The organism is Streptomyces sp. SCL15-4, assembly GCF_033366695.1.
Taxonomy (GTDB): Bacteria; Actinomycetota; Actinomycetes; order Streptomycetales; family Streptomycetaceae; genus Streptomyces.
This window is the reverse complement of sequence record NZ_JAOBTQ010000001.1, coordinates 683,931-708,605: the sequence shown is the minus strand read 5'-3', so window position 1 is coordinate 708,605 and position 24,675 is coordinate 683,931. Positions and strand designations below refer to the sequence as shown.

Sequence of the window (24,675 nt, the reverse complement as noted above, 5' to 3'; positions counted from 1 at the left end):
TGGATGCGGAGGTTCGCCGCCTCCGTCCGGGCCACGGAGCCCCAGCTCACCGCGCTGGACCAGCGGGTGGGCGACGGCGACTTCGGTACGAATCTGCGGGCGGGGCTCGACGCGTCCGTGCGTGCCCTGGACCGGACGGCGGCGCTGTCACCGGCTGTCACCGGGCGGGCCGGCGGACCACTGCGGACGGTGGCGACGGTCTTCCTGGACGGGGTCGGTGGCACCAGCGGCCCGCTGTTCGGGCTGCTGCTGACGGAACTGGCGCTGGCGGCGGTCGGCCCGGTGCTGGACGTACCCGCGCTGCGGGCCGGTCTGGCCGGTGGACTCGCCGCCGTACAGCGGGTCGGCGAGGCGCGGCCGGGAGACAAGACCCTGGTGGACGCGCTGTATCCGGCGTGCGAGGCGCTGCGCGTGTGTCCGGAGCAGGTCGGCAGCCGGGTGGCCCTCGCCCATGCGTCGCGCGCCGCATGGGAGGGGGTGCGCTTGACGGCGCGACTGCGGGCGCGCCGTGGCAGGGCCAGTTATGTCGGTGAGCGGGGCAGGGGAGTGCCGGACCCCGGTGCGGTGGGCATCGGCCTGCTGCTCTCCTCGGCCGGCGGTGTACTCACCGAACTGCCGCCGTCCGTCACGGAGCCGGCGCCGGAGTGCCCGGACTGAGTGGCGGGCGTCCGTGCCCCCGTGGTGGCCCGTGTTCGCGAGGCCGCGGTCTCGCGTTCACGGCGCGGTGGCCCGCCGAAGCCCGGAGCCGGTCGGCGAGGGTGCCGGTGCGGGCTTCGGCGGCGCGGTGCGCAGCGGTGCCCGCTCGGCGGCCCAGCGGATGACCCGTGGGTCCTCCAGTGTCTCGACCCACAGGTCGGTCAGGGCGGTGGTCTCGTCGCCGGGCCGGCGGCCGACGCCGAGCACCGTCAGCCCGGCCCGGACCGCGGCGAGGACCCCGCAGTGCGTGTCCTCGACCGCCATCGTGTCGGCCGGATCGGCGCCGCAGCGCTGGGCGGCCGTGAGGTAGACGTCCGGGTCGGGCTTGGGCCGGATCGTGCCCTCGGGCACCACCACGGCGCGGAAGTGACGGAGCAGCCCGGCCTCTTCCAGGCCGGGTTCCACCACGTCACGGGGGCAGTTGCTGGCGACGGCCAGGGGGGCGAAGGCGGCCGCCGTCCGTACCAGGTCGCGGGCGCCCGGCATGATCACCGGGTGCTCGCAGACCAGGATGCGGAAGTGCCGCAGCAGCCGGTCGGCGAGGTCCGGGCCCAGTTCGGGACGGCCTCCCTCGTCGGCCATGAGCTGCCCGCACTCGGTGTAGTGCAGGCCCTTGGTCCGTTCCGCGAAGCCCGCGGAGGGGGTCAGGCCCACGTCGTCGAGGACCCGCCGGCGAGCGGTCTCCCAGTGTCGTTCGGTGTCCAGCAGCGTGCCGTCGCAGTCGAAGACGACGGCCGCCGGTGTCCAGGAAAGGATGCGATGAAGCGTCATCTGTGTGCTTTCCGTTCGGATGGGCCGCGCGACCGCGGACCGGGGCGTGACGTCCTCTCACCGCAGGGAGGCGAGCGGCGCCGGCGGATCACCGTGTGCGCGGGGGCGGCGCAGGGTTCCGGGCGGGGCCGTAAGCCGCACGGTCGGCCGTTGACGCCCGTACGGACTAGCTCCACCAGGGAACATAACGATCGTTACGCTAGATTTGGTCACGTATGGCAGTCAAGCCGTTACGTCAAGTTACGCTCGCAAGGGTGAGTGGTAGTGCAGAACGCCGAGAGCCGGATGCCGTCCGTCCGGTGCGTCCTTTCCGCCCTGTTCGAACCGGAAGACGCAGGTGCGGTGGTGCGGTACGCAGATGATCCGCGCGGACGGGGAGAACTCCGTGAAACGCAGCGCCGTCAGCCGGGCACCGGTGGGCCGGGACAGGGCTCCGCCGCTCGCCAGCGCGGCGGCCTGGCGCGCCGCCTCCAGGAGCACCATGCCGGGGACGTGGTCGGTGGCGTGGTCGAAGAAGAAGGGGTGCCAGGGGTCGGCCGCGTCCACCAGGACGTCGGCGGTGCCGGCCCGCCCGTGCCGCTCGGTGAAACCGATGACGACGTCCCGGGCGTGCGGCACGCCGAGCCGCGCCGGGTCGGGCCGGAGCAGCCCCGCCGAGGCCGGTGGCTGGCAGGTGCCGGCGCGCGGCCCGCGCAGGGCGGCGTACCGTTCGGCGGAGAGGAACCGGGCGCCGCCGCCGGCCCTGGCGAACACCGTGCCGCCGGCCAGGTACTCCGCGTGCAGCCGCAGCCCGGCGGTGGCACCGTCGGGACCGGTGCGCAGCCCGGTGACCCGCACCCGGCAGGTGACCTGGGTGGCGCCGTGGGAGGCCCGCGGCTGTGCTCCGGGCTCCGTGGTGAAGAAGACGTCGGTGATGAGCATGCGGGTGTCCACCGGCACGCCGAAGTAGCGCAAAGGGATGAAGATGCCCAGCTGCCGTAATGTCTCCACCACCATCAGCGGATGGTGTACGGCGTGACCGTCGACCGGAAAGGTCGGATGCGACCGCGACCAGCAGGCGGCCGCCGCGAAACGCGTTTCGTCGACGCGTAGTACGTCGGTGAGCAGTACCTCCGCCACGGACGCCCGGTGGACCAGTTCCCGGGGGACCGTGCGCGACCAGCTCAGGGCCCGCGGCTCTTCGACGGTGCCACGGATTCGAGCGTCCATTCCCCCAGCAGACAGCAGTCCGGCGCGTTCCGCACACCGGCTCGACAGCGCGGGCGGGGTCAGGTACTACATTGCCTAGCGGCAGGAGAGGTACGAGAACCTCGGAAAAGGTTGCGACGCGTGCGAGCGAATCTGACACGGCGGGCTCTGCTGGAAACCGCGGCACAATTGTTCGATGAACGGGGTTACGCCGGTACCAGTATCAGCGATATCAGCGCACTTTCGGGGCGCACCAGCGGCGCCATCTATTTCCATTACGCCAGCAAGGAGAAACTGGCGCTCGCCGTGGTCGAGGAGCATTTCGCCTCCTGGCCGCGCATGATCGACCGCCATCGGTCCTCCGCCCGCCCGGCCCTGGAGAAACTGGTGGCGCTGAGCTTCACCGTCGCCCGTGCCTTCCGCGACGACGTCGTCGTACGGGCCGGATCCCGCCTCTGGATGGAGCGCAAGGCCATCGCGGCCCCGCTGCCCACGCCCTTCGTGGAATGGATCGAGGTGGTCACCGAACTCCTCATCGAGGCACGCGTGAACGGCGAACTGGCGGCCGGCGTCGAACCGGTGCCGGCCGCGCACAGCGTGGTCTGCGCCTTCTTCGGTCTGCACACCGTCTCCGACGCCCTGGACGGCCGCGAGCACATCGAACAGCACCTGCGCGATCTGTGGCGGCTGCTCCTCAACGCCCTCCAGGCCCACCCGGACCCGGGGGCCCTGCTCGACCGCGTCCACACCGCCACCGCGCCCGACGCCCCGCCCACGCAACCGCCACTCGACGAGGCCGTGCTCACCCGCGCCGAGGCGTAGCCCGGCGGCAGGACGCGGGAGCGGCGCGGCGAGCGGCCCCGCGGCGGCTGCGCCCCGGAGACCTTCGCCCTGCCCGACATGCGAGCAGGTGTGCGCCGGGCCATGCTGAGCGCAGGGGCGGACATCCTCGCCGGCATGGAGGGTGACCATGAACACGAAGCCTGCCTGCGGACCCGAGTTGCGACCCCGAATTCTTCGCCGGAATCGACAGGGTCTTCGCCCGATACCCCGAAGCCGCCCGCAGATACGCGGTGCGCTGCATGAGGCACGAACTCGAGATACTGAAGATCGGCTTCACCAGGCAAGCGGGGTTGTCACGAGTCGAGGACGGCCGGATCGTCACGGAGTTCCACGACCGGGACGACGACGTGCTGCGTTCGTCGCACCACGCCTGCTGCGAGTGGCACCAAGGCAAGTGGTCCAAACAGTGCCCGGAGTGACTTTCCCGGAAGGCGGGGCAAGCCGGTGGCCTGCCCCGCTTCCCCGGGTCAGGCGGACGGGTTGACCGTCACCTCGGCCGAGTTGTTCCCGGTGTCCGGGTCGAAGGCGAACGACGTGCCGTAGTCCGGCCGGGCGACGACACGGCCCGTGGCGTCGGGGACGACCCGGTCGATGCGCAGCCGGAACGGGAAGCTGACGTCCAGGTCGGGCTTGGTCCACATCGGCAGGGTGCAGGCGTAGTGGCCGCCGGCGCCGTCGCAGGTGTCCGGCACGGACGTGGCGGTGGTGCCCTCCGGGAGGTAGAAGTCGAGCACGGCGACCGGGTCGCCGGAGTTGACGTTGCCGACCCAGGCCGGGCCCTGGTTGGTGAAGCGGAAGGCCGCGGTGACGGTGTCACCGGTCGCGCCGCTCACCTGGGTGCCGTGCACGGCGAAGTCGGCGGTGTTGCGGGCGCCGATGCTCCAGGACTGGCCGTTGTCCGAGCCGTCGAGGTCGGTCGCGCCGCCGCCGGGCTGCACCTCGTAGTCGAACCGCTCGTACAGCGCGTGACCGGTGACGGCGAGCCGCAGCGGCTCGGGCAGCCCCACCGTGGCGCCGGGCGCGACCTCGGTGTCGAAGGAGCACGTCACGTACGTCATGGGCGTGTACTCGACGTTGTCGTCCGGCCCGGTGTAAGTGCACTGCGGATAACGGGTGAGGACATCGAGGCCGTACGTCGCCCACAGCTTCACGGTGAAGCCGTGGGCGGCCTCGTCACCGGTGTTGGTGACGGAGAACGGCACGGTGAGCGTGGAGCCCGGCGCGACGTCGCGCACGGTCCGCGGAGCGCCGAGGCCCAGGTTCGGCCCGGAGCCGACGCTGACGAGGGTCTCCGTGCCCTGCGGGGCGACGAGCCTGCCCTCGGGCCCGCCGGTGGCCTCGGCGGAGTACGCGATCGCGCCCCGCGCTCCCACGGCGGCACCGGCGGCGGCCCGCACCTTCAGCCGGACCTGGGCGCTGTAACCGGTGGGCACCTCACCGGTGTCGCACACGGCGACCGTACCGGCGTCGTCCGGCGCGCAGTTGTCGGGCCAGGCCACCTCGGCGACCCCGGCCAGCCCCGAGACGTCGACGGTCAACCGGCCGTCGGTCACGGTGAAGTTGGCGTTGTCGTGGTACAGGCCGAGGTCCAGCGACCGGTATTCCCCGGTACCGTCGTCCCCGCCGACGGTGACCGGCTGCTCGGACGGCGCCTGGATCCACAGCTGATCGCTCTGCGCCTCGTCGGCGAAGGCGACCCCGCTCCCGAGACCGGCGACCAGCAACGCCCCAACGGCTCCGGCACACGCGCCGCGACGCAGCACCCGGCCGACGGAGGAAGAACTCATGGCATCTCCCATATCGGTGAGAACACAAGCCCGGCGCGGTGATCGGCACCGGACTCCGGTTGGACGGCCGGCCGTGCCCAAAGGTTGTAACTGACCTGCGAAGAAGCGGCGTTCCGCACTGGGATCAGGGTCCCGCGCAGGCTTCCGGTCCCGCCTCGGCGGGCGCGCGCAGGGAGCAATAGGCCGTCTTGGGGCGGTACGCGCCCATCACTTCGGCGGTGCGGGCCGCCTCGCTCCCCACGGGAACCCGCTGGATCGCCTCCGCGGAACCGGGCCCGGCCACCGTGCGCCGCGGGATCGGCGGGCGCGGGGCGGCCGGAGCGGACGCCGGGGCGCCGGTCCGCGCGGCAGCCGCGCGGACGGCCGCCGGCAGGGCGGGCGCGGTGGCGGGAAGGACGGGCTTCCAGCGTTTCACGAGGCCGCCTTTCCGGCTCCGGCGTCCCGGCCCGGCCACGACGCGGCGGCGGTGAGGAGGTGGCGCACTCCGGCGGCGACGCGCCGGCGCTTCCACTACCAAGCCCCTGTCGAGGTCGAATGCCGTCCGCGGGACCGGGACAAGGGCCATCTCGGGGGAAACGTACTTCATCGTGTATATCCCGCATGTCCGGACTGATGCTGTCGTGTCCTCGCCGTCCTGCACCGTTCGGCGCCCGGACCTCCCCGGCCGTGAACCGGCGGGCAGCGGCCGAGGCTCCCCTTCTGTCCCGGCCGAGCCGGCGCCACGGGCGGGCGGCGACCTTTCCCGGCCGATCTCTTGACGTGCACCTGGCATAGCTGGCTCTATGGGAGCGCTCCCACATGTTTTCGGCCGACTTCTCCACCCCACCCATGGAGTCGCAGTGCGAACAACGAGAAGTACGACACCGAGGAACCCGGTCGCCGTGCTCCTGGCCGCCGTCGTCACTCTGCTGGGCCTCCTCGCCCTCGCCCCGTCACCCGCCCGCGCCGATTCCCGGCCGGCCGCCGCCGCGACCGGACTGCACATCGGTAACGGCCGCCTGCTCGAAGGCAACGGCAACGATTTCGTGATGCGCGGCGTCAACCACGCCCACACCTGGTACCCGGGCGAGACCCAGTCGCTGGCCGACGTCAAGGCGCTCGGCGCCAACACCGTGCGCGTCGTCCTCTCCGACGGCTACCGCTGGTCCCGCAGCAGCGCACAGGACGTCGCCGTCATCATCCAGAGCTGCAAGGCCAACCGCCTGATCTGCGTGCTGGAGGTGCACGACACCACCGGCTACGGCGAGGACTCCGCCGCCGGCACGCTCGACCACGCCGCCGACTACTGGATCAGCCTCAAGGACGTCCTGGCCGGCCAAGAGGACTACGTCGTCATCAACATCGGCAACGAGCCGTGGGGCAACACGAACCCGGCCGGCTGGACCGACCCCACCATCGCCGCGATCAAGAAGCTGCGCGCGGCGGGCTTCCAGCACACGATCATGGTGGACGCGCCGAACTGGGGCCAGGACTGGCAGGGCGTCATGCGGGCCAACGCCCGCACGGTCTACGATGCCGACACCACCGGCAACCTCCTGTTCTCGATCCACATGTACAGCGTCTTCGACACCGCCCAGGAGATCACCGACTACCTCAACGCCTTCGTCACCGCGAAACTCCCCATCGTCATCGGCGAGTTCGGCGGCCCGGCCGACCAGTACGGCGACCCCGACGAGGACACCATGATGGCCACCGCCGAGCAGCTCGACCTCGGCTACCTGGCGTGGTCCTGGAGCGGCAACACCGATCCGATCCTCGACCTCGCGATCGACTTCGACCCGGCGCGGCTCAGCTCCTGGGGACAGCGCATCTTCCACGGCGCCAACGGCATCGCCGCGACCTCGCGCGAGGCCACGGTCTTCGGCGGCACCGCCCCCGACACCCAGGCCCCGACCGCACCGGGCGCCCCGGCCGCCTCCGGCGTCTCGCCCACCTCGGTCACCCTGACCTGGCCCGCGGCCACTGACAACGTTGGCGTGAGCGGGTACGACGTGGTCCGCGTCAACGGCACCACGGAGACCACGGCCGCCTCCACCACGGGCACCACGGCCACCGTGTCGTCCCTGACCGCCGACACGACGTACACGTTCGCGGTCTACGCCAAGGACGGGGCCGGCAACCGCTCCGCCCGCTCGGCGACGGTCACCGTCAAGACCGAGAAGGGCACCGGCACTCCCGGCGCCGGCTGCTCCGTGCGCTACCGCGTCCTCAACGAATGGCCCGGCGGCTTCCAGGGCGAGATCACCATCGGCAACACCGGTACGGCCGCCGTCAGCGGCTGGACGCTGGGCTTCGGCTTCCCGAACGGCCAGACCATCAGCAACATGTGGGGCGGCACCCCGACCCAGAACGGCGCCTCGGTGACGGTCGCTTCCGCGTCGTACACCTCGACGGTGCCCGTCAACGGCTCGGTCACGCTCGGCTTCACCGGCACCAGGCTGACGACCAACACCGCGCCGACGGCGTTCACCTTGAACGGGGCCTCCTGCGCGACCGGTTGACGGGACGGCCGCCTGACGCGGGCACCCGTCCGTCGGCCTTCCGCCCGGGCGTCGGCCCCCTGGACCCTCACGGGGCCGACGCCCGGTGCCGGGATATCCGTCTTCCGTGTGCACCACCGCGGCGGACGGGGAACACGTGCCACGGACGGGCATCTCCCGGTGCCCGGCGCCACCGGCGACCACAGGGCACAGGCACATGTTGGGAGATGGCATGCGATCCGGCTCCACGGCACAGCGGACCACCGCACGGAACCTCACCGGGGCGGCGGCGGGCGGGACGCTCGGCGGAGGAGTCGCGGACAGCCCCGCGCGGCCGGTGCGGGTCATGCCGCTGGGGGACTCGATCACGGCCGGCATGAACAGCACCGGGGCGGCCGGATACCGTGACGAACTCCTGGACCACCTCCACCGGCTGGGCCACGACATCGACTTCGTCGGCCCGTACGTCAACGTCTGGCAACCGCGGGGTGATCCCCACTACGCCGCCGTCCCGGGCATCAGCATCCAGGAGCTGACCGGACTGCTGCCGCGGTGGCTGCCGTCCGCCCGCCCGGACTGGCTGCTCGTCCACATCGGCACGAACAACATGTACGGTCCCGAGCACACGGACGCACCCGGCTTCCTGCGCACCTTCCTCGAGACCCTGCTGCGCCTGGCCCCTTCCGCCGGCATCCTGCTCGCCTCGATCATCCCCTCGCGGCTGCCCGAGTGGCAGGCGCACATCGACGCGTACAACCGCCGTGTACGCGAGACAGCCGAGGAGTTCGGGCGCCGCGGCAAGGTCTTCTTCGTCGACATGGCCCCCGCTCTGCACGCCTCGCCCCAGGGCGGCGACGACCTGTCCGACCTCGTCCACCCCAACGATCAGGGTTACGCCACCATGGCGGCCGTCTGGCGGGACGCCCTCCACGCACGGCTGCCCGCCCCCGAGTGCGGCCCGATCCTCGACCACAACCCGCACCTTCGCACCCCTTGGCTCTCCGAGGCGGCCCAGCAGGCCCCGGGCGATGCGCCCGCCTTTTTCCCGGGCTGGACGAACCGAGGAGTGCACGCCTGTCCCGGGCGTCTCGCCGGCCTCGACAACGGCTCGAACGCGGTGGGCCTGGTCGGCACTCCCGGCTTCCTCGGCATCTCCACCCGGCTCGCGACCACCCCCGGCCGCCCGGTCCGCGTCACCTTCCGCGCCCGCGCCGACACCCTCGCGGCGAGCGGTTCACGCGGCGAACCCGCCGATCCGGCGAGGACGTTCGGCATCCAGGCCGACGGACACCCCAGGGCCACCGTCACCGCCACCGACGACTGGCGCACCTGGACCTACGACTTCACCCCCACCACTGCGGAAACCGACCTCCGCTTCACTCCGGCCGCCCGGCCCGGCCGCGGCCCCCTGCTCACGGACGTCCTCGCCCGCGAAGCGGCGCCCTGAACGCCGTGGCGCCATGGCCTCGCGAACCGCCGTGGCGGGGGCTCGGAGTGTGGCTGTGGCCGGGGTGCGCGTGGTCAGCGCAGGTGCGGTCTGCCGAACAGGTCCGCGTAACCGGACGGCAGTCGGGACAGCAGGTGGTCGACCTCGTCGCCGGACACCACGTCGGCGACGGTGGACAGGACGGCGCCGGCGTCCCACTCCGCGGTACGGGGCCGGGCACCGGTCCGCTCGGCCACGCGCCGCAGGAATTCCTCACACCCGAGGGCCTCCGGCCGGTCCGGGTGGGTGTGCAGGGCGTCGTCCAGCGGCGCGGGCAGCCGCGCGGCCAGGTCGTCGGCCTCTTCCGGGGGGATTCGCTCGGCGAGTACGCGCAGCACCGACGTGCTGATGTGCTCGGCCTCCTCCTGGCTGCGATACTCCCCGCGATCGCGGACCTGGGCCAGAAATTCCGCCAGCTTCACGGTGCCCTCCTGGTGCTGGTTCCTTCGGCAGGCCTGGGAACGGCCGGTCCGGGACCGGACCGAACCTGTTTTCGGGGCCCGTCGGTCTCACACCCCGACGGGCCAGGTGTCCACCTCCGGGCTCCGCGCCGCCGCCGGGCGCAACGGGGTGAGGGCCCGGGTGCGGTCGAGATAGCAGAAGGCGTCGTAGCGCTCGGCCAGGACGGTCGGGACGTAGTTCCCCACGCGCTCGGAGCGCGGCCGGTAGACCACGCCGATGGCCCGGTGGCCGCGCTCCTCGTGGAACCACGCGCGCCGGCCGGTGGCGGGCGGCCGCTGGAACTGCACCGGAGGGAAGACGAACAGGGCCCGTTCGCCGGGCAGCGCCGCGTGCAGCAGGTCCTCCAGGCTGCCGGTGTGCGCCGGCGTCACCTCCATGACCCGGGGTGCGTCGCCCCACGCGTCCGCGGCGGTCACCGTGCCGTCGTACGAGCCGAAGCCGACCAGCGCCACACCCGCGCCCATGTGCCGTTCGCGAACCAGCTGGCCGACGTTGATCTCGCCGATGTCGGCCATGTCCGTGGCGCGGGCGTCCCCGATGTGGGTGTTGTGTTCCCACACCACCGCCTTGGCACCGGGGCCGTAGTGCGCCATCAGCCGGTCCAGCGTGTCGGCCATGTGCCGGTCGCGGATGTTCCAGGACTCCGGGCCGCTGTCCAGCATCGCCCGGTAGTAACGCTCGGCCCCGGCCAGCACCTCGGTGTTCTGCCGGGCGGCGAACTCCGCGAGGGAATCGTCCAGGGAGGCCGTCCGCGCGGCCCGGTGCCGTGCCTGTGTGAGCAGCGAGACCACCTCCGGCTCACACCCCTGGGGCACGAACCGTGTGGCCCGCGCGTACGACTGCGGGTCCTCGGCGTACGGCTCGAAGCACCGGTACGCCTCCAGGGCGGGTTCCACCCGGTCCGGGTCGTGCTCGCGGAGGTGGGTGAGCACGGCGTGCAGCGACTCCCACAGGCCGTACACGTCCAGCCCGAAGAAGCCCACGCGCCGCTCGGGCGGCAGCCCCTCGTTGTGCCGGCGCAGCCACCGGGCGAAGGCGGCGACATCGGTGTTGCCCCACATCCACGCCGGCCAGCGGCGGAAGCCGGCCAGGACCTCGCCGGGGTCCTCGGGCGCGCCCGGGGCCGCGACCACCGAGCAGTGCACGGCCTGGCAATCTGGCCAGTCGCCCTCGACGGCGACGAAGGAGAACCCCTTCTCCTCGATCAGCCGGCGGGTCAGGGCGTTCCGGACCTGGTAGTAGTCGGCGGTGCCGTGGGACGCCTCGCCCAGCAGTACGTAGCGCGCGTCGCCGATGCGGTCCATCAGGGGCTCCAGGGAGCCCGGATCGGTGAGCGGCAGGGCCGCCTCCCGGATGCGGGTCTGTTCGGTGCCGGGCACGGCTCGCCTCCCTTCCGCGGGGTGCACCACCGGGTCCCCACCGGGCCGCATCCCGAAACCGGCGGCGCGGGCACGGTGCCGCGCCGTCGGCCCGAGGAGGCTCGTTCGCCGACCGACGAGGTAGATGTGACGTGAATCACACCTCAAGGTGGTCGGAAGCCGCTTCACTCACTCAAGTGGGGGAATTCGGATAAAAAGCACATAAGCCCCAATGCTGGAGAGGAGACGACGCCCATGTCGTATCCGCAATACTCCACCGGCATGACCGGACACCCCGAGATGGCGGAGATGAGGGATCGGCTCGAACGCACCGCCTCCACCGGCAAGGCGATCGCCTTGGAGGGGCTGATCCTCCTGACCGGTGTGTACACCGCGATCTCCCCGTGGGTCGTCCACTTCTCCGGTCAGCCCAACCTCACGGCGAACAACCTGATCGTCGGCATCACCACCGCCCTGATCGGTCTCGGACTGGCCCTCGTCCCCGAGCGGATGTTCCGCCTGGCGTGGGCGCTGGTGCCCCTCGGCATCTGGCTCATCATCTCGCCATGGATCGTCACTCCCGCGCACGGCGCACGAGCCGGTGTCATCTGGAACAACATTCTGACCGGCGTGATCACCATGGCGCTCGGACTGGCCGCCATGGGCCTCACCATCGCCGTCACCCGCCCGGAGCGCCACTGAGCCGAGGAGCGTGCCGCACCGCACCGGTACGGCACGCTCCCCGCGCGGGTGACTCCCGAACCGCCGCGCGGCGCCTCCGACGACGCCTGGACTCCGGACGGGCACGAGCAGGTCAGTCCGCCGCTTTCGGGAGGTTCCCGGCGGGCTGGGCGGTGAGGGCCGCGAGTGCCTCGGGCAGCCGGTCGTAGATCTCGAAGACGCGGTCCAGCCCGGCCGCGCGCAGTAACCGGAGGAACCGGCCGCTGTCCGCGACCAGCAGAAGCCGTCCGTGCCGTTCGGCGGCCCTGGTCCGCGCCTGGCACAGCAACCGCAACCCGGCGCAGTCGATGAAGGACACGGTACGCAGGTCCACCACGAGGCCCGGGCGGCTGACGGCGGTCAGCTCGTCGAGGCGCTCGGCCAGAGGCGGTGGCGTGAAAAAGTCGATTTCGCCGTACAGCTGGACGACGGTGGTCCCGCCGACGGCACGTTCGGTGTGACGGCATGCGGACCTGATGAAGGTTTCGGCCATGGTCACAGGAGAGCCGGGCCGCCCGGCGCGCCGGAAGGGCCGATCGGCCCCTGTGTGCCGCGACGCCTCCTCGGCCTGATCGCCGCCGAAGCCGGGACCGGTGGCCCCTGACGCACGGCCGTGACCGCGCTCAGCATGGAGCCCGACCCCTCCACCAGGTGAAAGACGGGCTGACTCATGTATGCGAACGACGGTTTCCGCGAACTCGGCCGCCAGGAGTGTCTGGCGCTGCTGGCCACGGTGCCTGTGGGCCGCGTGGTCTACACGCGCCAGGCCCTGCCCGCGGTGTTCCCGGTGAACTTCGCGCTGGACGCCGACGGAGCGGTCCTCCTGCGTACCTCCGCCGACTCCGCCCTGGCCCGCGCGGTCGACGGTGCGGTCGTCGCCTTCGAGGCGGACGAGGTGGACGCGACCGCGTACTCCGGCTGGAGCGTCGTCGTCACCGGCCGGGCAGCCGTCGTGACCGACACGGCCGAACGGGAACGTCTGGAACGGATCGGCCCGCAACCCTGGGTTCCCTCGCCCGAAGAGGCCCTGATGCGCATCGGTCCCGAACTGGTGACCGGGCGTGAACTCGTCGGCGGCCGCACGATGTACGGCGTGCGCCTCTCCGCCCGGACACCCGTACCGGCCGCGGGAGCGGGGGACCGTCCGGCCCCGGGGTGACGGGCCGGTCGGCACCGTGCGGCCTCGGAACTTCTGCGCGCACCGGGGCCGGCGGGACCCGGGGACGGGGGCCGCGATCCTGGAAAAAAGGGCCGATCGGCCCTGGCCGTTCGGCCCCGGTCCGCGAAGGATTCCGGAGGGGCCGGAGTACGGTCCAGGAGCGGACGACCTCGTGGAACGCGGAAGCAGGGAGCAAGCGATGGCGGACAGCGGGCGGCAGGGCCCCGACGATACGATCCGGGTCTTCCTCCTGGACGACCACGAGGTGGTACGGCGCGGAGTGCGCGACCTGCTGACCGACGAGCCGGACATCGACGTGGTCGGCGAGGCCGGCTCGGTGGAGCAGGCCCTGGTCCGGGTTCCCGCGCTGCGGCCGCGGGTGGCGGTCCTGGACGTCCGGCTGCCGGACGGCGACGGGGTGACCGTGTGCCGGGAGTTGCGCTCGCGTATGCCCGAGCTGGCCTGCCTGATGCTGACCTCCTTCGACGACGAGGAAGCCCTGCTGGACTCGATCATGGCGGGGGCGTCCGGGTACGTCCTGAAGCAGATCCGGGGCTCGGACCTGATATCCGCGGTACGCACCGTGGCCCGCGGCCAGTCCCTGCTGGACCCGAGTGCCACCGCTAGGCTGATGGCCCGTCTGCGGGACGGAGGGCGGCAGGAGCAGGAGCAGCCGGACGTCCTGCCCGGTCTGACCGACCGGGAGCGGGAGATCCTCGCCCTCATCGGCGAGGGACTCACCAACCGCCAGATCGGCTCGCGGCTGTACCTCGCCGAGAAGACGGTGAAGAACCACATCTCCCGCCTGCTCGCCAAGCTCGGCGTGGAACGCCGCGTCCAGGCCGCGGTCATGGCCACCCAGCTCCAAGACCGCCACGGACAGCAGGGCCGCTGACCTCCCGGACCTGTGGACACCGGGGGAGGGGCGGCGGGACTCCGGGCACGGTGCGGCAGCGGTACGCGGCGTCGTACCGCGACGGGGCCGACGCCCGCGCTCTCCAGGCGCTCCTGCGAGAACACGCGGTCGAAAAGAACGGCCGTGTGCTGCCGCTGCTCGCCGTGACCCGGCGTCCGCCGGACCGCACCGCTCGCGGACCTGCTCGACCGCCTTGCGCGGGATACGCGGACCACTCGGGAACCCGAGGCAGTTCAGCGCACATCGGAGGACAACGCGCCGGCCCCTCCCGGCTTCCCCGTCCTCCGCCGGAACCGGGGACCTTCGGCCCCTCTCGCCGGGCCCATCGGCCGTCGCGCCGCGACCGCCCGGCGGCGGATGCTGGTGTCGACCGGTCCGGGGGCTCGTGTACGACCGTTCCAGGCGCTCGCGTGGCAGTGTCCGCCGCCGTCCCCCGTGTGGGCGCCGCGCACGACCCGGACCGGTCACCGTCCGGCCGCCCGTCGCGTCTGCCCTGACTACCGGGCGGCCGGACACCCGCCCCGTACCCGCCGGGCACGGCGAACCCAGGTGAGCGGCGTACGGCCGGCGGGACCTCACCGGGCCGTCGGAACCCCGTCACCCCGTGCCGCGCGTGCCTCCGATCTCGCGGCCGGTGACCAACTCCGCCTCGATGCGGACGAAGACCCCGTCGCGCGTCACCACCCATGAACGCGGGCCGGTCCGCGACAGCCGTTCGTGCTCGCCGGGGTCGGTCACCACCGTCGCCCGGCCGGTGACGACCACGCTCCAGCCGGACCGGGTCGCGGCGTCGAAGTCGTCCGCCTCGAAGGCCACCACGACGCCGTCGACGGCGCGGACGAGTTCCGAGCCCGCCGACGTGCGCAGCAGGACGGAGCGGTCCGCGTCCAGGGAGAAGTTGACCGGGAGCACCGCGGGCAGTGCATGCCGGGTGTACACGACACGACCGACCGGCGCCTTCGCCAACAGGCGCAGGCACTCCGGCCGGTCGAGCACGCGAGAACCGTCGTCGTGGAACATCGGTCCATCCTGCCTCCCACGCCCGGGACACCGTTAGGGCCGGACGGCCCTTGCCACCCGTCCGCCGGTTCAGAGGCCGAGGCCGTGGCGTCAGTCCGCAGAGGAGAACGGTACGGCCCACTCGACGACGGTGCCGTTCGGCCGGCGCGCGGTCACGCTGAACGTGCCGCCCAGTTGCTCCGCGCGCTCGCGGAGGTTGGCCAGGCCGCTGCGGCGGGTGACCGCCGGGTCGATTCCTCGGCCGTCGTCGGCCACCCGGAGCCTCAGGGCGGCGTCGGTGGCCTCCACGGCGACGTCGACGCTGCCGGCGTGCGCGTGCCGCGCGGTGTTGGACAGGGCTTCACCGAGCACGGCCAGCAGGTGCTCGGCCCGGTCGGCGGGCACCGCCGTGTCCAGCAGCCCGGTCATGCGCAGCGCGGGGACGAAGCCGAGGGACTCGGTGGCGCGTTCGGTGGCCGCCACCAGCTGGGCGCGCAGCCCGCTGCCACGACGGGACCGGTCGTGCTCGCGCAGGCCGTAGACGGTGGAGCGGATGATCTTTATGGTGTCGTCCAGGTCGTCCACGACGCGCTGGACGCGTTCGCTCACCTGCGGCCGGTCCGCGACCCGGCCCAGTGTGGACTGCAGCGACAGCGCGCCCGCGAACAGCCGCTGGATGACCAGGTCGTGCAGGTCCCGGGCGATCCGGTCGCGGTCGTCGAGCACGACCATGCGCTCGGTGTCCCGCCGGTGCTCGGCGACGTCCAGGGCCAGCGCGGCCTGGTTGCCGAACCCGGTGACCATGTCGATCACGGCTTCCGTGAAGAGGGGACCGCCCGGCACGTTCGCCACCTGCAGCACCCCGCGGACGTGCTCCCGGGTGCCCAGCGGCACGAGGAACGCCGGGCCCAGCTCCACCACGGAGGCACTGCCGCCCTCGGCGCGCGGGTCCTCGCTCAGGGCGTCGCTGACGACGGTGTCCCCGCAGGTGAAGACCTTCACGGCCAGCGAGGCGGCGGGCAGCGCCAGCCCGCGGACTCGTTCGGCCCGCGCTCCCGAAGCCGCCTCGACGACCAGCTCACCGCCCGCACCGACGGGCACCGCCAACGTGACCAGGTCCGCGCACGCCATCTCCCGCACGGTGCCGGTGAAGGACTCCAGCACCGCGGCGGGCTCCGCGCCGGACAGGAGACTGCGGGTCAGTTCGTTGCTGGCCGCCAGCCACCGCTGCCGGCGGTGTGCGACCTCGTACAACCGGGCGTTGTCGATGGCCACACCGGCGGCGGCGGCGAGGGTACGCAGCACCGCCTCGTCGTCGCCGTCGAACTCCGCGCCGCCCTGCTTGTTCGTCAGATAGAGGTTGCCGAACACCTGGTCGCGCACCCGGACGGGGGCACCGAGGAAGCTGGTCATCGGCGGGTGCCCGGGCGGGAAGCCGACGGACGCCGGGTGGTCGGACAGGTTCGCCAGGCGCAGCGGCTCAGGATGCCGGATGAGCAGCCCCAGGATGCCCTCGCCGCGTGGATAGGGTCCGATGCGGGCGATGGCCGTCTCGTCCACGCCGACCGTGACGAACTGCTTGATCGTGCCGTCCTCGTGCAGCACGCCCAGTGCTCCGTACTCGGCGTCGACGAGCGCGACCGCGGACTCCACGATCCGGCGCAGCACCACTTCCAGATCCAGGTCCGAGCCGACCGTCAGTACCGCGTCGAGCAGCGTGTGGACCCGGTCCCGGGCCGCCCGCACCTGCGCCACCTGCTGCTGGAGGTCGTCCAGCAGCGCGTCCAGCCGCAGCTGCGGAGCCCTGGCCGGTGTCCCCGCCTCACGCGAACCCCGCGTGCGCTCGTCCACCGCGGCTCCCCTCACCGTCCCCGTCCCACTGGCCCACCCCAGGATGCCCGACGGGCCGGCCCCGTTCGGCACCACCCGGCCACGCAGCGCCGGCACTGCCCGGAAATGGTAGGCCAACGGCTGATCTTCGTACGGCCGGGGCCTGATCGTCCTGCGGCCAGGTGGTGATGCGCCGCTGAGCAGCGCCCGCTCTTCTTGACGCCGCCGGTGTCACCGCGCGCGCCCGAAGGCTCCCGGCCATCCCGGCCGATCTTGGGTGTGGGGCGGTGTTCCACGGGATACCCGCAGGTCATGACGCTGCTATCGAAAGTGCGTGAAGTCGATCGGGAAGGGACGACACGGGCGGCCTCCCGTATCCCGCCCGGAGCCGGCAGAGCCCTGTCGGCGGTGGAGGAGATGGCCGAGGGCAGCAAGCTGTGGTGCGGCGCGGCCGCGGTGATGATGTGGCGCGGCGGGTGGCGGGGCCGGAAGGCCGCGGCGGCCGGCCTGGCGGCGCTCGCGGTGGCGCAGGTGGTCTCGAACGGCCTGTGCAAGCAACTGGCCGACCGCCCCCGGCCCCCCAAGGAATGGATCCCGCACGACGAGGTCGACGACCGCCCCGAATCGTCGTCGTTCCCGTCCGGGCACACCGCCGCCGCGGCCGCCTTCACCGCCGCCGTCGCTCCCTCGTGGCCGCTCGCCGGTGCCGCGTGCGCGGTGCCGGCGGTGATGACGGCCGTCGAACGGGTACAGAGCGGCGCCCACTACCCCAGCGACGTGGCGGCCGGCGCCGCCATCGGCCTGGCCAGTGCCTGGCTCGTCCGCCGGGTCGCCGTGCTCTGCCGTCGCCACCCGGTGCGACTCGCCCGCCTGTTGTAGACGGCGGCTCGGGCAGCGGGCGCGCGCCGGGCGGCGGCCCCGCGCCGGACACCGGGAGCGCTGCGGTCAAGCTGGGCGGGGCGGCGGGTGATCGGCGGACCGGTCGTGCATCGCCGTCATGCCCCTGGCGGCGGTGGTCCGGCCTAGGATGCCCGGCCGCCGCACAACGAGCGTTTGTCTCCGCCGAGTTCAGCCGCGCGCGAACTCGGGCCGGTACTGGTGATCGCCCAGCGCGCGGTGCACCAGCTCCAGGACCATGCCGATCACCCGGCGCTCCTCGATGCCGACGCCTTCGCCGCCCTGGCCGATGAGGTCGTCCAGCAGTCCGTCGGCCGCGTGGTAGGCCATCCGGAAGGCGGCGCGGGTGTCGCCGGCCTGGAACGCGCCGGCGTCCGTGCCCTGCTCGACGAACTCGCACATCAGGTCGATGACCCGCTGATCGGCCTGCCGGCACAGCTCCAGCGCCTTGGCGTTGGCCGAGCCGTAGACGATCCGGTGCAGTTCGGCGTTCTCGACGGCGTGTCCGACGAGGGCGCTCATCACCCGGTCGATGGTGGGCCACCAGTCGTCGCTCTCGTCCAGGATCTCCTGCGTCGTGGAGACGATGGCGTCGACATAGCGCTCCCACAGGGCGCCGAGGAGATGGTCCTTGGACGCGAAGTACAGGTAGAAGGTGCCCTTGCCGATCTCGGCCGCGTCCGCCAGCTCGGAGATGGTGGCGCGCTCGAATCCCGTTGTGCCGAACACGCGTTGCCCTGCGCGCAGGATGTCGTCCCTGCGGTCGTCGGGGCTCTTGGTGACTCGCTTCCTCCGCGTCGTCGCCGGCATGCCCACCTCCGTTCGAGCGGTCTCGTGGAGCCCGGTCAGAGCGCCCAATATATCTGACCACCCGTCGGTTCCCGACCACTGACCGACCGCCGGTCATTCCTTTGACGACGCGGGAAGGGAAGCGCGCAGGTCCTCGGAGTTCTCTCGCGGAGTCACCGGGGTGCCGGCCTCCTGCGCTGATCGTCGCGGGTCGGCCGGGCGGTCCGGTTCGCGGGGGCCTCGGTCACAGGGGCGGCCTGGTAGGAGGACAGCAGGCCGAGCTTCTCGGCGTTCTCGCCGCCCCGGTCGGCGTGGTAGACGACGAGGACCAGACCGGCCGATCCGGAGACCACGAGTTTCTCCCGGTTCAGTGTGAGCGCGCCGACCTGAGGATGGTCGAGTGTGACGGAGGCGCCTTCGCGGGAGCGGACGTCATGGCGCGCCCACAGCCGGCGGAAGCGGTCGCTGGCGAGCGACAGTTCGCCCACCAGCTCGATGAACCGCGGATCGTCGGTGTCCGTGCCGACCGACTGGCGGAACCCGGCGACCAGTCCGGCCGTGGCCTCCTCCCAGGCCGGGTAGAGGGACCGCTCGGCCGGATCGAGGAACACGTCGCGCAGCCGGTTGCGGCCGGCGACCAGACGCGGTGAGAGCGCCGTCGCCAGCGGGTTGGCCGCCAGCACGTCGAAGCAGCGGCCTTCGAGGAAGGCCGGCTGTGCCAGGGAGTCCAGGAGCCCCCGGATTCCGGCGGGCACGGCCTCCTTGCGGGGCCGGCGGCGTTTGCGGCGGGGCCGGTCGGAGCCCAGGCCGAGCAGATACGCGGTACCGGCGTCGTCGAGCTGGAGCACCCGGGCGAGCGATTCGAGCACCTGGACGGACGGGTTGCGGTCGCGGCCCTGTTCCAGGCGCAGGTAGTAGTCGGTGCTGATCCCGGCGAGCAGCGCGACCTCCTCGCGGCGCAGGCCGGGAACGCGACGGACACCGAGCCGGGGCAGACCGACACTGGCCGGCGTGACGAGTTCGCGGCGGGCGCGCAGATACTCGCCGAGCATGTTCGTGTCGTGGGTCATGGAGGGGAGCGTAGGCGGATCCTCGGGCGCCTGCCTGGTCCTGTCACCCCCAGGATCACGGGGGCTCTGCCTCGACGCCGTGCCGGGCCGGACGATCGGGCCACGAACTGGTCCGTCGAAGAGAGGACACACCCGGCATGACCGTGACACTCGTCACCGGAGCGAACAAGGGCATCGGACACGAGACCGCCCGCCGGCTGATCAAGGAGGGGCACACCGTCTACATCGGCGCCCGCGACCTGGAGCGCGGGCAGGCCGCGGCGGCCGGGCTCGGCGCCCGGTTCGTACGGCTCGACGTCACCGACGACACGTCGGTCCAGGACGCCGTACGCGTGATCGAGGAGCACGAGGGCCGGCTCGACGTCCTGGTCAACAACGCCGGCATCGCCGACCACACCCTCGGCGCGGACGGCGTCACCGCCGCCGGAGCACAGGCCGTGTTCGAGACCAACGTGATCGGCGTCGTCCGCGTCACCCAGGCCGCGCTCCCGCTGCTGCGCCGGTCGGACAACCCGGTCGTGGTGAACGTCTCCAGCGCGCTCGGCTCGTTCTGGGCCGTCACCAACCCCGAGCGCCGCCAGTCGCGTTATGCCTTCATCGCGTACGGGGCGAGCAAGGCGGCCGTCTCCATGCTCACCGTCCAATACGCCAAGGCGCTGCCCGAGTTCAAGGTGAACGCCGTCGAACCCGGCTTCACCGCCACCGATTTCACGGCCGGCTTCCCGGGCGGGCGCCCGGTCCAGGAGAGTGCCGAAGTCGTCGTCCGCATGGCGACCCTGGGCAAGGACGGCCCCACCGGCACCTTCCAGGAGGACGGCGACGAACTGCCCTGGTAGGCGGCGCCGACGGTGCGCGCCAGGGGACGACGTCCTTGCGCGCACCGCTCGTCCGCCGGGCGCCGTCGGGTCAGGACACCCTCGTACAGCCGTGACGGGTGCGGAACTCCTCGGCCACGACACTGCCGTCCACGTCGTGTCGTCGCACGGGCCGCCAGCGCGTCGAACGCGCGGCGCGGCGAGGTCCACGCCGGGTCGTCGGCCGGACGCGCGCGCGAGGTGGCGGGCAGGGCGTCGCGGACGAGGCCGAACTCGCCGAAGCCGATCTGCTCCTCGGTGGCGAAGCAGCGGAAGACACTGCGCCGAGAGGGGCCGGCGGACGCAGCGATGCCGTCCACGGATGTCGTCTCGAAGCGCCGCGCCGCGAACAGCGCGCCGGTGGCTGCTTCGGCGATCTCTTCTCGTACCGCCCGGCGGGCCGGCCCGTCAGGCGCGGTTCGGTACCGGTTCCGGCGCGGGGCGGGACGCTGCCGCGCGGCGGGGCAGGAGCAGCGGGGTCGCCAGCACGAGCACGCCGGCCAGTCCGAGGGCCGTGCGCGGACCGAGCAGGCCGCCGAGGACACCCCCCACGGCCGTCAGGAGCGCGGTCGAGGCCTTGGTCGTCACCGTCCACGCGGACAGCGTGCGGGCGACCCGGTCGGGCGCGGTGCGCTCGAGACGGTAGGCGGCGCAGACGGGGTTGAACACCCCGCAGCAGAAGACGAGCCCCAGCTCGACACCCATCACCAGCAGCAGCCCTCCGCCGCCCGGACCCGGGAACGCCAGGCCGACGGGCCAGAGCGCGCGCAGGGCCCCGGACCAGACCAGGACCCGGTGCTGCCCGAACCGGGTGACGAGCGGCCGGGCCAGCCGGGAGCCGGCCAGTCCGCCGAGGGACGGCGCGGCGAAGGCGAGGCCGTACTCCCACGGCGTGAACCCGAGGCGGCCCAGCATCAGGACGGCCAGCAGCGGTTCGGCGGCCATCACCAGACCGTTGAACAGGGCGGCGTTGAGGATCAGCGGACGCAGCGCCGCGTCCGCGAGGACGTACCGCCAGCCGTCGAGCAGGTCCCCGGCCCGCATGCGCGCGGCCCGCCGGTGCTCCGGCCGCGCCTCGGGGCCGCCCATCGCGCGGATGCCCAGGGCCGAGAGCAGATAGCTGACGGCGTCGGCCACCACCGTCGCCACCGGGCCGAGGAGCCCGATCGCCGCGCCGCCCAGCGGCGGCCCGACGATCGTGGTCGTCCATGCCGTGGACTCGAACCGGGCCTGGGCGGTGAGCAGGTCTCCGGCCGGCAGCAGCGTCTTCAGATACGCGCCCGAGGCCGTGCGGAAGGTGATGTCGGCCGCCGCCACGACGACCGAGACCAGCAGCAGCTGCGGGAAGGTGAGGACACCGAGCGCGAACGCGGCCGGGACCGTCAGCAGCGCCGCGCACCGCACCAGGTCCATCGCGATCAGCACCGGCCGCTTGCGGCGGAACTCCACCCACGGACCGAGCGGCACCGCCACGGCCGCGCCCACCGCGGCCCCCACGGAGGAGAGCGCGGCGACCTCGGCCGGTCCCGCGTGCAGCACCCGGACGGCGATCAGCGGGAACGCGCCGAAGGCGAGCCAGGTGCCGAGCGCGCTGGTCCCGTACGCCGCCCAGAGCCACCCGAACCGCCGCCCCAGCCGGTGTCCGCGCGGACCTCCCAGCCGGTGCTGCCCGCTCCTCATACCCGAGTCCCCTCGCCTCCGCACAACCGAACCGCGTCCGGGAGCATCAAAGCGAGCGCCAAGCCTCGGGATCAAACAACCGCCGAGCCGCACACCACAACCGGTGGTTGTGGTCTTAGGGTGTCCGCATGGACCTCGACACCGTCCGGACCTTCCTGGCCGTCGCCGACGCGGGGCAGTTCCAAGGGGCCGCCGCCGAGCTGTCGCTCACCCAGCAGGCCGTCTCCAAGCGCGTCGCCGCGCTGGAGCGGAGCCTCGGGGTGCGGCTGTTCACCCGCACTCCGCGCGGCGCCGAACTCACCATCGACGGGCAGGCGTTCCTCCCGCACGCGCGCGAGCTGCTGCGCGTCGCCGAGCGAGCGGTCACCTCCGTGCGCACCGGCCGCCGTCCGCTGCGCGTCGACGTGATCGCCTCGCGCGGCGCGGCGTCGGGCCTGATGCGGGCCTTCCACCGCGCGCACCCCGAGATCGAGCTGGACGTGATGTGGCTGCTCGACATCGAGACGGCCGTCGCCGCCCTCCGGTCCGGCGAGATCGACGCGTCCTTCCGCGCCGTGGCCGCGCCCGGCCGGCCCCTTCCCGAGGACATCGAGTCCGTGCGGGTGCTCGACGAACCGCTCGAACTCCTCACCGGCCCCGCCCATGCCCTGGCCGGCGCCCGCTCCGTGCCCCTCGCGCGGCTCGCCGGGCACCGCATCTGGATGCCGGGCGTCGTCCCCGGCACCGAGTGGGCCGCCTACTACGACGACCTCGTCGCGGAGTTCGGTCTCACCATCGAGGCGACCGGACCCAACTTCGGCTCCGACGCGCTCCTGGACACCGTCGCCGACACCCCGGCCCTGGCCACCTTCATGGGCGGACACACCCGCCTCGTCTGGCCCGCCGGGCACGGCCTGCGCCGCATCCCGGTGACCGACCCGACCCCCGTCTACCCGCACTCCCTCCTCTGGCACCGCGACAACCCCCACCCGGCGCTGACCGCTCTGCGCGCCCACCTCGCCGCCACCGGGGCCGGCCACGACGCCGCCGGTACCTGGACGCCGGGCTGGGTGCTGCCGCGCTGAGCACCGCCGCGTCGGCGGTCATCCGGCCCGATCCGCGGACGGGTGGCTGATGTCGGCGGGCGTGTGGGCCACGCGCGCCCGCCCGGTTCTACGCCGAGAAGCACCTGCCCGGCGCGCTCAACCTGCCGCACGACCAGGTCGACGAGCGGCGCCCGGTCTGCTCCCCGGCAAGGAGGCGGAGGTCGCCGTGTACTGCGCCGACAGCCGGTGCGCCGGCTCCGGCACGACCACTTCCGCGCCCCGCGCGGTCGACGGCGTGGAACTGCCCGCCGCCGGCATCTGGAAGATCGACCCCGGACACGCCGAGTCGGCTCCCCGGCACGGCACTTCATGCTGACCAAGGTCCGCGGCCGGTTCACCGGCGTGGACGCCGTCCTGGAGATCGGCGAGCGGCCCGGGGACGGCAAGGTCAGTGCCGTCATGACATGGCCGGCGCGGACAGCGGTGACCAGGCGCGCGACGACCACCTGCGCTCGGCGGACTCCTTCGGCGCGAAGAAGCACCCGAAGGCCGCCTCCGTCTCCACCGCGGTGACGTGGGACGGCGAGCGCGGCACGCTCACCGGCGACCTGACCATCAAGGACGTCACCCGCCCGGTGACCCTGGAGGTGGACTGCCTCGGCCACGCCCGCGACCCCTGGGGCAATGACCGTACGGTCCTCTCCGCCCACGGCAGGACTCCTGGCCCAGGCGGCGACCCCGGCTTCCACAGCCGCCTCCTAATCCTCCGGTTCCCAGGCGTAGAGCAGGTCGAACAGCCGGCGGTCGCCGTCGAGCTCCAGGGAGTCCACCGGGACACGGCCGTGCAGGGCGAGGACCAGCTCACCGGCCGCGCCCCGGGCGGCGGCATCGGCGGCGGGCGCGGCGCCGGATGCGGGCAGACGGGTGGCCCGCGCGCCGTCGGCGGACAGCGTCAACCGCCAGGAGAGGCCCTCGGTGGCGTGGTAGTCGACGACGGCGGGCTCGTGCGGCCAGGCGCTCGTCGTCGTGCAGCAGGTGGACAGGAACTCGTCGACGCCGTCGAGCGCCGCCTCGTCCGGCAGCGGCCGCGGATCGCCCACGGCGAGCTGGGCGTCGTAGGTGTGCACCGAGATCTCCTGCACCTGGTGCCGGGCGACGGCCCCGGAGGTCCGCGGCGACGCCGACGCCCCCCACCAGGTCCAGCAGCCGGCGTCCGGGCCCGCCTCGCGCAGCGCGCCGAGCAGCCGCCGCGTCGACTCGGCCGACCAGGCCAGCAGGGCGTCGCGGTCCCGGGGCGCGTCCGAGACGGCCGCCCGCTCGACCGGCGGAGCCCCGGCAGGCCCCGCGCCGACGACGGCGGCCCAGAACCGGTGCCCCCCGCCCAGGTGCCGTGCCAGGTCGAACAGCGTCCAGTCGGGGCAGGGCGGCACCCGCACGTCGAGGCTGGACGCGGAGGAGACAGCGGCCCGGAACGCGACGGCCCGTTCGTCGATCAGCCGCAGCAGACCGGAAAACTCAGGTGTGTTTCGCACCCGGGCTGTCTACCACCTGCTTTCGGAAACCGCCGCTGAATTTCCCCGGCCCGCGGCCCCCGGCGCGCGGAACGGACCGCGACGCGCACCCCCGTACGACCCCGCCCGTCACCCGATCGGCCCGCGTCCGGGC

At 73.0% G+C, this 24,675-nt stretch carries 25 protein-coding genes and 1 pseudogene; 13 read left to right on the top strand and 13 right to left on the bottom strand.

The genetic code is table 11. The features are described from left to right. The first annotated feature begins 3 nt into the window (after positions 1 to 3). Positions 4 to 657, top strand: coding sequence for a DAK2 domain-containing protein (locus SCK26_RS02875; protein ID WP_318205889.1), 654 nt, complete (start codon positions 4 to 6; stop codon positions 655 to 657). Positions 658 to 714: 57 nt separating this feature from the next. Here the strand turns inward: SCK26_RS02875 and SCK26_RS02870 are convergent, their stop codons facing one another. Next, the gene (locus SCK26_RS02870; protein WP_318199647.1) at positions 715 to 1,467 is read right to left on the bottom strand and encodes an HAD family phosphatase; all 753 of its coding nucleotides are present in this window, start codon (positions 1,465 to 1,467) and stop codon (positions 715 to 717) included. 240 nt (positions 1,468 to 1,707) lie between these two features. Continuing rightward, positions 1,708 to 2,676, bottom strand: a complete 969-nt coding sequence (locus SCK26_RS02865; RefSeq protein WP_318199646.1) for a ScbA/BarX family gamma-butyrolactone biosynthesis protein — start codon at positions 2,674 to 2,676, stop codon at positions 1,708 to 1,710. Between the two features lie 168 nt (positions 2,677 to 2,844). Here SCK26_RS02865 and SCK26_RS02860 point away from each other — a divergent pair, with 168 nt between their 5' ends. After that, entirely contained in the window at positions 2,845 to 3,477 is a 633-nt protein-coding gene (locus SCK26_RS02860; protein WP_412080696.1) for a ScbR family autoregulator-binding transcription factor, read from the top strand. 260 nt (positions 3,478 to 3,737) lie between these two features. Next, positions 3,738 to 3,917, top strand: a complete 180-nt coding sequence (locus tag SCK26_RS02855) for a hypothetical protein (RefSeq protein ID WP_318199644.1) — start codon at positions 3,738 to 3,740, stop codon at positions 3,915 to 3,917. Positions 3,918 to 3,965: 48 nt separating this feature from the next. Here SCK26_RS02855 and SCK26_RS02850 read toward each other — a convergent pair whose 3' ends face one another. Together SCK26_RS02850 and SCK26_RS02845 are read right to left on the bottom strand one after the other, a co-directional pair. Continuing rightward, complete coding sequence (locus tag SCK26_RS02850) at positions 3,966 to 5,285, bottom strand: hypothetical protein (RefSeq protein ID WP_318199643.1); 1,320 nt, start codon at positions 5,283 to 5,285, stop codon at positions 3,966 to 3,968. A gap of 124 nt (positions 5,286 to 5,409) precedes the next feature. Continuing rightward, a complete protein-coding gene (locus tag SCK26_RS02845; RefSeq protein ID WP_318199642.1) occupies positions 5,410 to 5,700 on the bottom strand; it encodes a hypothetical protein in 291 nt (96 codons plus the stop codon). 424 nt (positions 5,701 to 6,124) lie between these two features. On the opposite strand from SCK26_RS02845, the gene SCK26_RS02840 reads away from it, so the two are divergent. Further along, the gene (locus SCK26_RS02840) at positions 6,125 to 7,786 is read left to right on the top strand and encodes a cellulase family glycosylhydrolase (protein WP_318199641.1); all 1,662 of its coding nucleotides are present in this window, start codon (positions 6,125 to 6,127) and stop codon (positions 7,784 to 7,786) included. A gap of 211 nt (positions 7,787 to 7,997) precedes the next feature. Beyond that, complete coding sequence (locus SCK26_RS02835) at positions 7,998 to 9,212, top strand: SGNH/GDSL hydrolase family protein (RefSeq protein ID WP_318199640.1); 1,215 nt, start codon at positions 7,998 to 8,000, stop codon at positions 9,210 to 9,212. 74 nt (positions 9,213 to 9,286) lie between these two features. Here SCK26_RS02835 and SCK26_RS02830 read toward each other — a convergent pair whose 3' ends face one another. Continuing rightward, a complete protein-coding gene (locus SCK26_RS02830) occupies positions 9,287 to 9,673 on the bottom strand; it encodes a DUF2267 domain-containing protein (RefSeq protein ID WP_318199639.1) in 387 nt (128 codons plus the stop codon). An 87-nt stretch (positions 9,674 to 9,760) separates the two neighbouring features. Next, positions 9,761 to 11,092: an erythromycin esterase family protein gene (locus tag SCK26_RS02825; protein WP_318199638.1), complete on the bottom strand. Its 1,332-nt coding sequence runs from the start codon at positions 11,090 to 11,092 to the stop codon at positions 9,761 to 9,763. Positions 11,093 to 11,326: 234 nt separating this feature from the next. Here SCK26_RS02825 and SCK26_RS02820 point away from each other — a divergent pair, with 234 nt between their 5' ends. Continuing rightward, the gene (locus tag SCK26_RS02820) at positions 11,327 to 11,773 is read left to right on the top strand and encodes an SPW repeat protein (RefSeq protein WP_318199637.1); all 447 of its coding nucleotides are present in this window, start codon (positions 11,327 to 11,329) and stop codon (positions 11,771 to 11,773) included. A 112-nt stretch (positions 11,774 to 11,885) separates the two neighbouring features. On the opposite strand, the gene SCK26_RS02815 is transcribed toward SCK26_RS02820, so the two are convergent. Continuing rightward, positions 11,886 to 12,284: an STAS domain-containing protein gene (locus SCK26_RS02815; protein ID WP_318199636.1), complete on the bottom strand. Its 399-nt coding sequence runs from the start codon at positions 12,282 to 12,284 to the stop codon at positions 11,886 to 11,888. Positions 12,285 to 12,461: 177 nt separating this feature from the next. Here SCK26_RS02815 and SCK26_RS02810 point away from each other — a divergent pair, with 177 nt between their 5' ends. Both SCK26_RS02810 and SCK26_RS02805 read left to right on the top strand, forming a co-directional pair. Then, positions 12,462 to 12,950 carry a pyridoxamine 5'-phosphate oxidase family protein gene (locus tag SCK26_RS02810; RefSeq protein ID WP_318199635.1) on the top strand — a complete coding sequence of 163 codons (489 nt, stop codon included), beginning with the start codon at positions 12,462 to 12,464 and terminating at the stop codon, positions 12,948 to 12,950. 199 nt (positions 12,951 to 13,149) lie between these two features. Continuing rightward, complete coding sequence (locus tag SCK26_RS02805; protein WP_318199634.1) at positions 13,150 to 13,845, top strand: response regulator transcription factor; 696 nt, start codon at positions 13,150 to 13,152, stop codon at positions 13,843 to 13,845. 618 nt (positions 13,846 to 14,463) lie between these two features. On the opposite strand, the gene SCK26_RS02800 is transcribed toward SCK26_RS02805, so the two are convergent. Together SCK26_RS02800 and SCK26_RS02795 are read right to left on the bottom strand one after the other, a co-directional pair. Further along, positions 14,464 to 14,886 carry a pyridoxamine 5'-phosphate oxidase family protein gene (locus SCK26_RS02800; protein WP_318199633.1) on the bottom strand — a complete coding sequence of 141 codons (423 nt, stop codon included), beginning with the start codon at positions 14,884 to 14,886 and terminating at the stop codon, positions 14,464 to 14,466. Between the two features lie 90 nt (positions 14,887 to 14,976). After that, positions 14,977 to 16,716 (bottom strand): GAF domain-containing protein, encoded by a 1,740-nt coding sequence (locus SCK26_RS02795; protein WP_318199632.1) that lies wholly within the window; start codon positions 16,714 to 16,716, stop codon positions 14,977 to 14,979. Between the two features lie 291 nt (positions 16,717 to 17,007). Between SCK26_RS02795 and SCK26_RS02790 the strand changes: the two genes are divergently transcribed. Then, entirely contained in the window at positions 17,008 to 17,574 is a 567-nt protein-coding gene (locus SCK26_RS02790; RefSeq protein ID WP_318199631.1) for a phosphatase PAP2 family protein, read from the top strand. Positions 17,575 to 17,763: 189 nt separating this feature from the next. On the opposite strand, the gene SCK26_RS02785 is transcribed toward SCK26_RS02790, so the two are convergent. Together SCK26_RS02785 and SCK26_RS02780 are read right to left on the bottom strand one after the other, a co-directional pair. Beyond that, entirely contained in the window at positions 17,764 to 18,402 is a 639-nt protein-coding gene (locus tag SCK26_RS02785; RefSeq protein ID WP_318199630.1) for a TetR/AcrR family transcriptional regulator, read from the bottom strand. Between the two features lie 152 nt (positions 18,403 to 18,554). Next, on the bottom strand, positions 18,555 to 19,451 hold the full coding sequence (locus SCK26_RS02780; protein ID WP_318199629.1) for a helix-turn-helix transcriptional regulator: 897 nt from the start codon (positions 19,449 to 19,451) through the stop codon (positions 18,555 to 18,557). Positions 19,452 to 19,588: 137 nt separating this feature from the next. Here SCK26_RS02780 and SCK26_RS02775 point away from each other — a divergent pair, with 137 nt between their 5' ends. Further along, entirely contained in the window at positions 19,589 to 20,287 is a 699-nt protein-coding gene (locus tag SCK26_RS02775) for an SDR family NAD(P)-dependent oxidoreductase (RefSeq protein WP_318199628.1), read from the top strand. Positions 20,288 to 20,713: 426 nt separating this feature from the next. Here the strand turns inward: SCK26_RS02775 and SCK26_RS02770 are convergent, their stop codons facing one another. After that, the gene (locus tag SCK26_RS02770; protein WP_318199627.1) at positions 20,714 to 21,985 is read right to left on the bottom strand and encodes an MFS transporter; all 1,272 of its coding nucleotides are present in this window, start codon (positions 21,983 to 21,985) and stop codon (positions 20,714 to 20,716) included. A 128-nt stretch (positions 21,986 to 22,113) separates the two neighbouring features. Between SCK26_RS02770 and SCK26_RS02765 the strand changes: the two genes are divergently transcribed. From SCK26_RS02765 to SCK26_RS02755, 3 genes and pseudogenes are all read left to right on the top strand, one after another. Continuing rightward, positions 22,114 to 23,049 (top strand): LysR family transcriptional regulator, encoded by a 936-nt coding sequence (locus tag SCK26_RS02765; RefSeq protein WP_318199626.1) that lies wholly within the window; start codon positions 22,114 to 22,116, stop codon positions 23,047 to 23,049. 187 nt (positions 23,050 to 23,236) lie between these two features. Continuing rightward, a complete protein-coding gene (locus SCK26_RS02760) occupies positions 23,237 to 23,386 on the top strand; it encodes a hypothetical protein (RefSeq protein WP_318199625.1) in 150 nt (49 codons plus the stop codon). Positions 23,387 to 23,474: 88 nt separating this feature from the next. Beyond that, a pseudogene (locus SCK26_RS02755) lies at positions 23,475 to 23,612 on the top strand (YceI family protein); the annotation flags it as partial. A 156-nt stretch (positions 23,613 to 23,768) separates the two neighbouring features. On the opposite strand, the gene SCK26_RS02750 reads toward SCK26_RS02755, so the two are convergent. Further along, on the bottom strand, positions 23,769 to 24,542 hold the full coding sequence (locus tag SCK26_RS02750; RefSeq protein WP_318199624.1) for a maleylpyruvate isomerase family mycothiol-dependent enzyme: 774 nt from the start codon (positions 24,540 to 24,542) through the stop codon (positions 23,769 to 23,771). Positions 24,543 to 24,675 lie beyond the last annotated feature (133 nt).